We start from the raw sequence: 13,006 nt of genomic DNA, 5'->3' as shown, positions 1-13,006 counted from the left end.
TATAAAATTTATTAACTCGTTTTTGTTGGATTATGAAAGTATTATGGATTTCAAATTGTATTCTTGGAGGAAAAGAAAGTATTGCTTCAGGCTCTTGGTTATTTGGCATGAAAAATATAATCTCAAATAACGTTAAGTTGTTTAATCTCACAAGTTCATATATCTCTGAAACTAATCACAAAAAATACAATGATTTTGAAGAATATATAATCCCAAATTATAGTTTAATTAACGGATTACCTAAAGAGATCGATATCTGTCAAATTAAAAAAATAATTGATGAAATTGAACCAGATATTATTCATATTTGGGGCACTGAAGCATATTGGGGGCTACTATTTAGTAGGGGGATTTTGAAAGGGAATTATATTCTAGAAATACAAGGTTTATTAAGTTCATGTTATAATGTATTCTACGGGGGCTTATCTATTCATGAAATTTTTAAATGTTTTCATTTCAAGGAGTTAGTTAAGTTAAACAGTTTTTTGCCTGTATCAAGGGAAAAATTAAAAAAACAAATAAATCGAGAGGATGAGATAATATCAAATTCAATAAATATATCAACCCAATCAGATTGGGTTAGAAACCAGCTAAAATTTAAAATAAATGGCTCCTCTCAAATATTTAAAACGCTAGTACCTATTAGGTCTCCTTTTTATAATAGTGCTAAGTGGGATAACTCAATTCCAAATTATAGTCCGACAATTTTTTTATCTATATCGTATGTATTACCATTCAAGGGATTGCATATTGTTTTTAAAAGTATTTCATTATTGAAAAAAAAATATCCAGGTCTAAAACTAAATATTGCTGGTCCTAACATATATTTAATACCGTATTACAAAAAAGATGGGTATATACATTTTTTAATATCACTAATAAAGAAATTGGGCTTAAATGAATGTATACATTTCTTGGGGAGTTTAAATGCTCAAGAAATATGTCGACAACTACTTAATTCTAATATTTTCATAAATCCATCATTTGTTGAATCTTATTCTGTAGCAAGTGCAGAAGCTCTATACCTTGGCGTACCTTCGATTTTATCATTCGCAGGCGCCATGCCAAATTTTTCAAATGAAAATAAAATAGCTCTTTATTATTCTCCAATGGATTATATTGATTTAGCTTCTAAAATTGATATAATTCTTGAAAACAACGATTTAGCAAAATCATTCTCTTCAAAATCAATTTTTAGAATGAGTCAATTTTGTGATCCTGAATTAATAAAGAATGTACAATTGACAATTTATGACAAAATTAAATTTGAATGATCGCATCTTTAATTATTAGTGGTAGTGCCATTTTTATTTCTTGGCTTTCGCGATATCAGAGAAGTAGGTACGGTTGTTTGGAGCTGTCATTTTTATTGTTAGCTATATTTATTGGTTTTAGATATAATTTTGGTAATGATTATATTGGATATCTTGATTCGTTTCAAGAGGTAAATAAGGATGAGAATCCTTTTATGGGTCACAATGAATTTGGTTGGACTTTAATTTGTTTATTTTTCCAGCCAATAGGTTTTTTTGGGATGAACATTGTTTTAACGGGACTTGAATTTTTTATACTTTATTTACTAGTAAAGAAAAATGTTCCGCCGAAATGGTATTGGCTTTCAATTTTCATCTTTTCAATGAATACTGGTTTTATGTTAGTATTTAGTTCTATGATGCGGCAATTTTTGGCAATTTGTATTTTTATTCTAGCATCCGAGTTTATTTATAATAAACGTTGGATAGTAGCATTGCTTTTAATTCTTCTAGCAACCTTGATGCATACAACGGCATTTATTTTATTACCTTTTGTCCTTTTAGGATTCTTAAATATCACACTTTCAACTCAGCAAATATTTTACTTGTTAATTTTTTATTGCATAATTTATTTTATCGGAACAGATTTGTTGAGTAGTATAATTTTAAAAATACTCATTTTTGAACAATTCAAAAGATATGAACTTTATATGGATACTGAATCATTTGGAGAATCATCTGGTTTAGGAGTTTTATTTAACTTCATACTATTCATTGTTTTATTGTTACATCAAAAGTATCAACCTGAAAAAATTAAATTTTACTTTACTTTATTTTCCTTTTACATTTTTTTTCAATTTTTTACCGAAATCGCAAGTATGATAAGTAGATTGAGTTTCTATTTTTCAATATTCTCTATAGTTGCTTTTCCTTGGATGTTTGAAGCCATTAAAAATATTCTTGCTAAATACTTAATTCTAACTATTTATATTTTAATGATATTAAAGTCTTTTTTTGACTTTTTTGATCAATCTGGTATTTGGCATAAACATTTTTATAATTACCAAAGTATTTTTTCTTCAAATTCATGGATGTAGATTAAGGTGATTTCTTATGTATGGTCTATTTTTTTTTGTTTCTCTATGGTGTAGTTATTTTTAATAGTAGGATATCCTCACAAAGAGGAAGTGTTTATATATACAAAAATATTTTATATATAAACTGAAAATTGGAGAAAGAGTCATCTTAGGCACTCATATATTATTATAATTCTAAATAAGCTTATGCAAGGTAAATTATACTAAGAAACCCATCTAAAGTATGAAATAAGTAAATTCTTTTTTATAAATAAGTGGTGCATTATGGTGTCTTGAAAGTCAATGAAATCAAACTTAATAAGGAGCGGGAAGATGAAAATATATATTTAAAACGGAGGTGCTCCAAATTCGCCATACAGTTAAGTTGGTGCACATACACTCAGAAAAAACTTTATATTCTTCCTTAAAACTAAGTATCATTAAGGAGCAAGCTAGTAAAAATTCAAATGAAAACAGAAGAACCGCCCTAACGAGTCATGGTCAGTTCTGGCAATTAGAATAGACAAAGAAAATTTGTATTACCAGAGTAAATATGAAAACATTAATTTCATTATCAATATATGAGTTTAATTTGAGAGCCAATCACAAGAAGGTTTGGGGAACTATAATTAACTTTTAAGAATCCAGAGTTTAATTTTTATTCAAAAAAACAAATTTGAATTTTAAAGAACTTCTAATCGAACATAATATATCACATTAAAGAAATAATAGAGGTAACAGATTGATTCACACAAGCCTGAAACTTAGATTTTATGACTGATGCAATAAGGAATGAAAGAGCTTTAGATTCTTCAGTGCAATTGATGATTTCAACTAAGAAGAATTTTTAATTGAAATTGAATATTCTTTAAAAAGCAGTAGAGTCTTATTGTAAATTTGGCATTTAATGGCTTAAGCCAAGTAAGATGAATTTCAGATGCTCGTATGATAGGTTATAAAAATCATCTTTTCATGTTGCGTTTAGAGTTCTAACTTCAAGGACATGCTATTAAAACATATAAGTGCGTTGAGCCTGTTTAATTTTCGGCTCACTTTATTTGCAACCAGCAGGTTAGTATTAAAAATATATATTTTTAATACTAACCAAAATGTAAAGTTAAAAAAACAATAGGTAGCTTTTAATCAAAAAGATAGAGTTAAGAGAGTATTGTTGAATTTATTTCCAGATGAAACAGATTAATAAATGAAAATAATTTTTTTGACTGGGTTGTTCCCAGAAAACATAAGAGAAGATATACACAAAAAAAGCAAAGGAGTAGTTCAATATGCTGCTGATTCTTTGCAATGGGCAATTGTAGAAGGATTAGACTCACAAACGGATAATTTACAAATCTTGAATTTACCTTACATCGGTTCTTATCCGCTTCGATATAAAGATTTAAAAATAAAATCTTTCAAATTTTCACACAAGTCAGGATCAAATGATTTAAATGTTGGGTTTATAAATTTACCAATTTATAAGTTAATCTCAAGGTATTACAATTTAAAAAAAGTATTAAATAGTGTAATTCAAGATGGCTCTGAAACTATTTTAATTTATGCTATTCACACTCCTTTCATTAAAGCCACTGTTGAATTAAAGAAACTTTATCCAAATATAAAAATCTGTTTAATTGTTCCAGACTTACCTGAATACATGAATGAAAGTGAAGGTTTCTTATTGAGAACTCTTAAGCATCTTGAAAAAATTCTTTTAAATGACTTGATTAAAAATGTCGATTCATTTGTATTACTATCTGATTTTATGCACATTCCACTTCGTGTTAACAATCGACTTTGGGTTAGAGTTGAGGGAATATACAATCCAAATAGTAACGTGTTAAAAAGTAAAAAAGAGATTCTTAAAACTATATTATACACTGGCACTCTTGCATTGCGATATGGAATACTAAATTTAGTTGAAGCTTTTTTAATGATAAAAGAAAGAGATTTTCAACTTTGGATATGCGGGGATGGTGATGCTAGAAAAAAGTTAGAAGAAATCGCTTTAAATGATTCTAGGATTAAAATATTCGGTCAAATGCCACGTGAGCAAGTTTTGAATTTGCAAGCTCGTGCAACTGTTTTAGTTAATCCTAGAATTCCTAATGATGAATTTACAAAATATTCTTTCCCGTCAAAAACAATTGAATATTTAGCATCAGGAACACCATGTATACTTTATAGACTACCTGGAATACCCAATGAATATTTTAAATTCTGTTATGTGCCTGAAAGTTTAACAATTTATAGTCTTTATCAAAAAATTATTTCAGTTTGCAATAAAAATCAAAATGAATTACAGGAATTTGGTGAAAGGGCGAAACAATTTATCTTGCAAAACAAATCACCTGAAAAACAGTGTGAAAAAATTTATAAAATGCTCAAACAAAGTTATGCGAATTAATAATAAAACCCTACTTATTACTGGAGGCACAGGATCGTTCGGTACTGCTGTTCTAAATAGATTTTTGCGAACAGACCACTTCAGCGAAATACGTATTTTCTCTCGTGATGAAAAGAAGCAGGATGATATGCGTAATTTATATAGGAACAGTAAAATCAAGTATTATATCGGAGATGTAAGAGATTATAATTCTGTTGAGCCAGCAACAAGAGGGGTTGATTTTATTTTTCATGCAGCTGCATTAAAGCAGGTGCCTTCTTGTGAATTTTTCCCAATGCAAGCGGTAAAAACGAATGTGGAAGGGACTCAAAATGTGATACGTGCAGCGGCTAGTAATAACGTTAAAAAAGTTATTTGTTTGTCTACAGACAAAGCCGCTTATCCAATTAATGCCATGGGTATTTCTAAGGCAATGATGGAAAAAGTAGCAGTTGCAGAAGCAAGAAACTTAACTGATACTGTTGTATGTTTAACTCGTTATGGGAATGTGATGGCTTCTCGCGGATCAGTTATTCCATTGTTTTTAAATCAAATTCAAAAAGGTGAACCTATCACCATCACTGATCCTAAAATGTCAAGGTTTTTTATGTCATTGGAAGACGCCGTAGACTTGGTATTATTTGCTTTTGAACATGGTAATCCAGGAGATTTATTTGTGAATAAAGCTCCAGCCGGAACTATTGGTGACTTAGCTACTGCCTTAATGGAACTCACTGGAAAAGAAACGGAAGTGAAAGTTATTGGAACACGCCATGGTGAGAAGTTATACGAAACATTGTGCACTAGAGAAGAGATGATAAAAGCGGAAGATATGGGAGACTTTTATCGGATACCTGCGGATAATAGAGATTTAAATTATGCAAAATACTTCTCTGAGGGGGAGCAAGATATTTCTACGATTGAGGATTATCATTCACATAATACCGAGCAGCAGGGCGTTCAAGGCTTAAAAAGGTTAATTTCTAGTTTACCTTTGATAAGGAAAGAAGTGTTTGGAGAAAATGTGCAGCAAATGCCAATTTGATATGAGTCAAAATCCATTTATTATTGAAGGTAATCGTGCTACTGATGGAAGAGGTAGTATTTGTTTCAATAATAATTTTAATGCTGTAGAAGTAAAAAGAATTTACTTTATAGAGAATCGCGCTCTTGATTTTATACGTGGTTGGCAGGGGCATAAAATAGAAAAAAGGTGGTTTCTTTGTGTTAGTGGCTCTTTTAAAATCAATGTGATTAGGTTAGACAGTTGGGAAAATCCTTCCACTGACTTAAAAATAAATATATTTCATTTAAATGCTGAAAATACTAGCGTTTTGTATGTTCCAAATGGACATATAACGAGTATACAAGCATTAGAAGCGGGGTCTAAATTAATGGCTATGTCTGATTATTTATTGGGCGAATTAAAAGATGAGTATCGTTTTGAAATCAATTATTTTAATTAAAACACAATGCTAAAAATAGGAATTACCGGTCAGAATGGTTTTGTTGGATATCATTTATACCAGACATTAAAATTGTTTCCAGCTGAATTTCAATTAATTGATTTTGATCGATCTTTTTTTGATGATCAATCTTTAATAGATGCATTTGTTCAACAATGTGATGTAATTGTTCATTTAGCTGCTTTAAATCGGCACAATGATCAGCAAGCTATTTATGATACCAATGTGGGTTTAGTTAGTAAATTGGTTGAAGCACTTAATAGAACAAAGCATACTCCCCATGTCATCATCTCTTCTTCAACACAAGAAGAAAGAGATAATATTTATGGTAAGTCTAAAAGAGAAGCCAGAACACTACTATCTAATTGGGCGGAGGATAATAAAGCAGTATTCACTGGCATGGTTATTCCCAATGTATTTGGTCCTTTTGGTCATCCTTTTTATAACTCTGTAATTGCTACTTTTTGTCATCAAGTTGCTAGAAATGAAACTCCTAAAATTGAAGTAGATGGCCAATTGAAGCTAATTTATGTGGGTGAATTAGTAGAAGAGATCATCAAAGCAATCAGAAATAAATATCTCAATCCAGAATATATTGTTTCCCATACAGCTGAAACTAAAGTTTCAGATATTTTGAATTTGTTATTGAAGTATAAAGAGCAATATCAAGAAAAAGGGGAAATACCTGTATTGAACAATTTATATGAGCATCAATTGTTCAATACTTTCAGATGCTATATGGACATCAAAAATTACTTCCCAAAGAAGTTCATTCAACATATTGATGCTAGAGGTGCTTTTGTAGAAATAGTAAGATTGGGTATTGGTGGTCAAGTGTCGTTCTCCACAACAGTTCCAGGAATAACAAGGGGCAACCATTACCATACCAGAAAAATTGAAAGATTTGCTGTTATTAAAGGGAAGGCTTTGATTCAATTAAGACGAATTGGGACGGAGGAAGTGTATGATTTCTATTTGGACGGAGAGGAACCTGCTTATGTTGATATGCCCATTTGGTTCACACATAATATCAAAAATATTGGGGATGAAGTATTATATACCAACTTTTGGATAAACGAGCCTTTTGACCCCAATAATCCAGATACCTATTTTGAAACTGTATAATAAATACTGATTAATCAATGAAGAAGTTAAAAGTAATGACTGTAGTGGGCACTAGACCTGAAATTATTCGACTATCTAGAGTTATGGCAGCATTAGATGAAAGTCCAGCTATTGAGCATATAACTGTACATACGGGTCAAAATTATGATTATGAATTAAATGAGGTTTTTTATGAAGATATGGGTGTTCGTAAGCCTGATTATTTCTTAAACGCTGCTGGAGCAACAGCCACCGCAACAGTTGGCCAAATACTGATTAATATAGATCCATTGTTAGAAGAGGTTAAACCAGATGCTTTCTTAGTATTAGGAGATACAAATTCTTGCTTGTGCGCAATACCTGCAAAAAAAAGGCATATTCCTATTTTCCATATGGAAGCAGGTAATAGATGTTTTGATCAACGTGTACCAGAAGAAACCAATAGGAAAATAGTAGATCATGTTGCAGATATTAATTTAACCTATAGTGATATAGCTCGTGAGTATTTATTGAGAGAAGGTTTGTCAGCAGATCGAATCATCAAAACTGGTTCACCCATGTTTGAAGTGATTGGTCATTATATGCCTAAGATTTTAGCCAGTGATATAATAAATCAGTTAGGCTTAGAAAAGCAAAAATATTTTGTTGTTTCTGCACATAGAGAAGAGAATATCAGTAGCGATAAAAATTTCTTTGGCTTATTGGATGCTTTGAACCAAATAGCAGAAAATTACGGTTATCCTATCATCGTGTCTACACACCCTCGGACTAGGAAGCGTTTAGAGTCTTTAAATGAGGATAAGCGAGAAATGCACCCACTTATTCAGTGGCAGAAGCCAATGGGCTTCTCTGATTATAATGCATTACAATTAAATGCTTACGCTGTACTTTCTGATAGTGGCACCATTAGTGAAGAATCTTCAATCATGAATTTTAGGGCTTTGAATATTCGTGATGCGCACGAAAGGCCAGAAGCAATGGAAGAAACATCTGTGATGATGGTTGGATTAAATACTGAAAGGATATTACAGGGTTTAGCACAATTAACACTTCAAAAAACGGGTGAAGAAAGAACATTTAGAAGAGTGAATGATTATTCCATGCCAAATGTGTCAGATAAGATGGTAAGGATTATATTGAGTTATTCGAGTTATGTTAAACGTATAGTTTGGGGGGAATAATTTGAAAGTATGAATATTCTTTTTTTGACCTTAGCAAATATTAATTCTATCGAAACAAGAGGAATTTATGAAGACTTGATAAGAAAGTTTAGAGATGAAGGACATAAAGTTACAGTTATAACACCTGTAGAACGAAGAAGAAATATTGCAACAAATATTTCAATAAAAGAGGGTGTTACGATACTGCAAGTCAAAACCTTAAATATCCAAAAGACTAATATTTTCGAAAAAGGAATTGGTACTCTAGCTATTGAATATCAATATTTATATGCTATCAAAAAAGAATTAAAGTCAACTAGTTTTGACTTAGTTTTATATTCTACGCCACCAATATCTTATATAAATATTATAAAATTCATAAAAAAAACATATAACGCATACAGCTATTTATTATTAAAAGATATTTTCCCGCAAAACGCTGTGGACATGAGAATGATGAAGTATGGTAGCTTTTTACATAAGTTCTTTCAACGAAGAGAGAAACAATTATACGATTTGTCTGATTCAATTGGATGTATGTCTGAAGCAAATCGAAAATATATTTTAAAATATAACCCCCATATAAATGCTAATAAGGTAGAAGTTAACCCTAATTCATTGTTCCCATGTAAAATCATTTACGATGAATTAAGTCGTAAGGAAATTAGAATAAAGTACAATTTGCCAATAGATAAAAAAATTTTAGTTTATGGAGGAAACTTAGGGAAACCTCAAGGGCTAGATTTTTTATTAGATACAATTACTAATTGCAAGTACTCGAATGTGTTTTTTTTGATAATAGGGAATGGAACAGAATATAAAATGGTTTCAAATTGGTTTAACATTAAAATGCCGAAAAATGCTTTATTATTGAGTGGGTTGCCAAAAAACGAGTATGATAATCTATTAGCTGCATGTGATATAGGTCTCATTTTCTTGCATCGAGATTTCACTATCCCTAATTTTCCTTCAAGATTGTTATCATATTTGGAAATGTGTAAGCCAGTAATTTCTGCAACTGATAAATCTACTGACTTAGGTAAGATGATTGAAGAAAATAACTGTGGTATAAATGTAAATTCAGGTGACCAAATTGGAATGCAAGATGCTATTCAAAAATTGGTTAAAGCAGATAATCTAGTTGAATTAGGTGAAAATTCATGGAGATTTTTAAACAATTATTTTCATATTGATATTTCTTATAATTTAATCATCGGTAAAATAATTAAATAGAATACTTTATTTTTTAATCTAGTTTTTGATGTACAAAGAATTTATAAAACCATTTTTCGATTTTTTTACTGCTATATTATTCTTAATTATATTGAGTCCTTTTTTTCTCATTGTGACTTTAATACTATTTATTTCAAATAAGGGATTGCCCTTTTTTTTTCAATCACGACCAGGTAAAAAGGAAAAAATTTTTAAGATAATTAAATTTAAAACTATGAATGATAAAATGGATTCAAATGGAGTACTTTTATCAGATGCAGATAGGTTAACTCTTGTCGGCAGAATAATTAGAAAAACATCTTTAGATGAGATTCCTCAATTAATTAATATTATTAGCGGGGATATGAGTTTCATAGGTCCTAGACCTTTATTGCCTGAATATTTGTTGACTTACACAGAAGAGCAAAAAAAAAGACACAATGTTCGACCAGGAATTACCGGGTTAGCTCAGGTTAAAGGTAGAAATAAATTAAAATTTAGTGAACGACTTAAAAATGATATTTATTATGTTGAAAACATCTCATTTTTATTGGATATGAAAATTATAATAATGACTGTTAAATCGATTATTTTTAATTCTAATTCAGTCATTAATGGTCAAGCTGTTGGTGAGGTTGATGATATTGGATTATCAAAGAATTTGAGATAAAGAATATTAAAAAATCTTAATTATGAATATACTTGGTAGAAAAGTTATATTGAAAGCAATAGAAAGAGAAGATTTAAGCTTGCTTTTAAAATGGTCTAATGATCCCGAAATTAATTACATGTTAGGAGGATGGCACTTCCCTTCTAGTATGCAAGACCAAGAAAAGTGGTATAACTCGTTATCAATCAATAATATTAATCAAAGATTTGCGATTCATTCTATAGATTTAGGTTTAATTGGAATGGCCAATTTAGTTGACATTAATTGGAAAGACCGAAATGCATTTCACGGTATGTTATTAGGGGATAATAATATCAGAGGGAAAGGGTTTGGTCAGGATACTATAATGGCAATAAATAAATATGCATTTGAAGAGTTAGGTCTAATGAGAATGAACACAACAATTATCTCTGGAAATGATGCTTCAATCGGAGTATACACAAAAAAGTGTGGTTGGCAAATTGAAGGGATAAAAAAAAATCATTATTTCAGAAAAAATCAATGGTGGGATCAATTTGTAGTTGGAATAACGCGAGATGATTATTTTAATTTAATTAATGAAAATAATTATTGGAACTAATGATTAATAAAGAATATGGTTCTGATTTTCATTATTTTCTTCATGAAGATATAGTCTCAAATTCCATCGAAGATTCAATTTTTCATAGAGAAGAATTTTCTCTATTCTTTTCTGGCAGAGCCGCTTTATTTCACATCATAAGTCAAGGCATAAAATTGTGGGGCTGGAAGAAAGTGTATTTTCCAAGTTTTTATTGTCATGAAGTACCTCTTTTTATTAAATCTTTATCAGTTCAAATCCTCTATTATAATTACAATCCTTTTGTTAATTCGACTATCAATTTTCTTGATATCGAGGATATTGATACAAATGTCTTTATAAATGTATTTTTTTTTGGAGTTAGGAAAATTGACCATATATCTTTTAATAAAACAGTTATAATTGAAGATTGTACTCATAGTATTTTAAGCTTTCAAAACAGTAAAGCCGATTATTGCTTTGGCTCACTTCGTAAGGAACTTCCTTTACCAGCTGGTGGCTTCTGTATTTCACCTAAAATGAAACCATTGCCTAAGGGGACTTTAAATATTAACGCTGAGAAAGTAGCAGGTGATAGGCTTTTAGCTATGCAGCTAAAAAATGAGTATTTGGATGGTACTAATCAAGATAAATCTTTATACAGAAAATTATTCACTGAGAGTGAAAAAAAGTTTCAATCTGATTTTACAAATGCTAAAATGCCGAATTGTGCATATGAGATTTTACTAAAGATTAATGCTAAAAAGGTATTAAAGATTAAGGAAAATAACATTAAAACAGCATTAGAGCAATTAAGTAATATAAAGGATGTTATTATAAATTTTCAATCTAGTAATTGTGATGTATTTGGCTTGTGCCTTGAATTCAAAACAACAATAATTAAAAATAAGTTTAAGGATTATTTAATTGAAAATAATATTTTCCCTGCTGTTCTGTGGCCTAATCAAATCTGGCAAGAAGATATAGATGTTGAAAATCGTATACTTTTTATTCATTTGGATTATCGTTATAATCAATATGATGTTTTAATTATTACGAAGTTGATTAAAGAATATTTTGTTTATGTTCCAGTATAAAATAATTGAGGTAACAGATGAATCTTGGTCAAATTTCATAGGTAGTTGTATTTTTTTTGATTTCTATCATACAAAATCGTATCATAGCTTGGAAAAGGGAAATCGGCCTATTTTATTTGTTGTTTATTTGGAGAATAACTTCATAGCAATTCCTTTTGTCATCAGAAAAATTCCAAACTCTGATTATTTTGATTGTACATCTGCTTATGGATATTGTGGACCAATTAGTAATATTAATTTGGATTTTATAAAATTGGACTTTATTCAATTTTTTCAATATGCTCTTCTTTCATTTTTTCAGGATAATAAAATAATTACTGCTTTTTCAAGATTACATCCTTTAATTAGCTATGGTAAGTTGTTTGAAAATTTTGGTCTTGTTAGGAATATTAATAAAACGGTAACAATTGATTTGAGATTATCAACAGTTGAACAAAGGTCACAATATAGAAAATCAAATAAATCTGAATTGAATCAATTGAGAAAGAGAGGATTTCAAGTTGCGGTAGGGAAGACCAAAGATGATATAGATGAATTTATTTCAATTTATCATGAAACAATGATTAGGGTAAATGCTTCTCAAAGCTACTTTTTTGATCATAAATATTTTTATGATTTTTTGAATAGTAAATGTTTTAATAGTGTAATACTATTAGCCAAAAAAGACGGTGTAATAGCAGCGGGAGCTATTTTTACTATTACTAATAAAATTATGCAATATCATTTAGCAGGAACCAAAATCGAATTTATTAAAGAGACTCCAATGAAGTTAATATTAGATGAAGCTAGGTTGATGGGAAATGAACTAAATTTAGACTTCCTTCATTTAGGTGGTGGAGTTGGTGGTAGTGATGATGATTCATTATTCCGTTTTAAATCTGGGTTTTCAAATTTTTTTACTTCCTATGAGACCTGGCAAATGGTAGTTGATCAAAATATATATACTGAAATAAATGAGAAACTTCAAAAGGACGTAAAAAGTAATTTTTTCCCATTATACCGTTCTACATAGATAAATAATATACATCCCAAATCGGGGATCAC

The 13,006-nt window shown here is 29.9% G+C and carries 12 protein-coding genes; all 12 read left to right on the top strand.

Going from position 1 to position 13,006, the window contains the following annotated elements; all coding sequences use genetic code 11:
• Positions 1–32: 32 nt before the first annotated feature.
• The 12 genes from ACTIEI_RS00135 to ACTIEI_RS00080 all read left to right on the top strand — a co-directional run bounded on the left by ACTIEI_RS00135 (position 33) and on the right by ACTIEI_RS00080 (position 12,974).
• Positions 33–1,274, top strand: a complete 1,242-nt coding sequence (locus ACTIEI_RS00135; RefSeq protein WP_439504242.1) for a glycosyltransferase — start codon at positions 33–35, stop codon at positions 1,272–1,274.
• Positions 1,271–2,350, top strand: coding sequence for an EpsG family protein (locus tag ACTIEI_RS00130; RefSeq protein WP_439504241.1), 1,080 nt, complete (start codon positions 1,271–1,273; stop codon positions 2,348–2,350). The genes ACTIEI_RS00135 and ACTIEI_RS00130 overlap by 4 nt, the downstream gene beginning before the upstream one ends.
• Before the next feature lie 1,183 nt (positions 2,351–3,533).
• Complete coding sequence (locus ACTIEI_RS00125; RefSeq protein WP_439504240.1) at positions 3,534–4,736, top strand: glycosyltransferase; 1,203 nt, start codon at positions 3,534–3,536, stop codon at positions 4,734–4,736.
• Positions 4,726–5,760 (top strand): polysaccharide biosynthesis protein, encoded by a 1,035-nt coding sequence (locus ACTIEI_RS00120; RefSeq protein WP_439504239.1) that lies wholly within the window; start codon positions 4,726–4,728, stop codon positions 5,758–5,760. The genes ACTIEI_RS00125 and ACTIEI_RS00120 overlap by 11 nt, the downstream gene beginning before the upstream one ends.
• A 1-nt stretch (position 5,761) precedes the next feature.
• Positions 5,762–6,181: a WxcM-like domain-containing protein gene (locus ACTIEI_RS00115; RefSeq protein WP_439504238.1), complete on the top strand. Its 420-nt coding sequence runs from the start codon at positions 5,762–5,764 to the stop codon at positions 6,179–6,181.
• 6 nt (positions 6,182–6,187) lie between these two features.
• Positions 6,188–7,306, top strand: a complete 1,119-nt coding sequence (locus tag ACTIEI_RS00110) for a polysaccharide biosynthesis C-terminal domain-containing protein (RefSeq protein ID WP_439504237.1) — start codon at positions 6,188–6,190, stop codon at positions 7,304–7,306.
• A gap of 17 nt (positions 7,307–7,323) precedes the next feature.
• Positions 7,324–8,466, top strand: a complete 1,143-nt coding sequence (wecB, locus tag ACTIEI_RS00105; protein ID WP_439504236.1) for a non-hydrolyzing UDP-N-acetylglucosamine 2-epimerase — start codon at positions 7,324–7,326, stop codon at positions 8,464–8,466.
• Between the two features lie 9 nt (positions 8,467–8,475).
• Positions 8,476–9,678, top strand: a complete 1,203-nt coding sequence (locus ACTIEI_RS00100) for a glycosyltransferase family 4 protein (protein WP_439504235.1) — start codon at positions 8,476–8,478, stop codon at positions 9,676–9,678.
• Between the two features lie 28 nt (positions 9,679–9,706).
• Entirely contained in the window at positions 9,707–10,327 is a 621-nt protein-coding gene (locus ACTIEI_RS00095; protein WP_439505529.1) for a sugar transferase, read from the top strand.
• Between the two features lie 22 nt (positions 10,328–10,349).
• Positions 10,350–10,907 carry a GNAT family N-acetyltransferase gene (locus ACTIEI_RS00090; RefSeq protein ID WP_439504234.1) on the top strand — a complete coding sequence of 186 codons (558 nt, stop codon included), beginning with the start codon at positions 10,350–10,352 and terminating at the stop codon, positions 10,905–10,907.
• On the top strand, positions 10,907–11,962 hold the full coding sequence (locus ACTIEI_RS00085) for a hypothetical protein (protein ID WP_439504233.1): 1,056 nt from the start codon (positions 10,907–10,909) through the stop codon (positions 11,960–11,962). The genes ACTIEI_RS00090 and ACTIEI_RS00085 overlap by 1 nt, the downstream gene beginning before the upstream one ends.
• Positions 11,949–12,974, top strand: a complete 1,026-nt coding sequence (locus tag ACTIEI_RS00080) for a hypothetical protein (protein WP_439504232.1) — start codon at positions 11,949–11,951, stop codon at positions 12,972–12,974. Before ACTIEI_RS00085 ends, ACTIEI_RS00080 begins: the two co-directional genes overlap by 14 nt.
• The last annotated feature ends 32 nt before the right edge of the window (positions 12,975–13,006 follow it).

Origin of the sequence: Sediminibacterium sp. (assembly GCF_051860225.1) — a bacterium.
Taxonomy (GTDB): Bacteria; Bacteroidota; Bacteroidia; order Chitinophagales; family Chitinophagaceae; genus Sediminibacterium.
The sequence above is the reverse complement of the archived record's forward strand: the minus strand, read 5'-3'. Positions and strand labels throughout refer to the sequence as shown.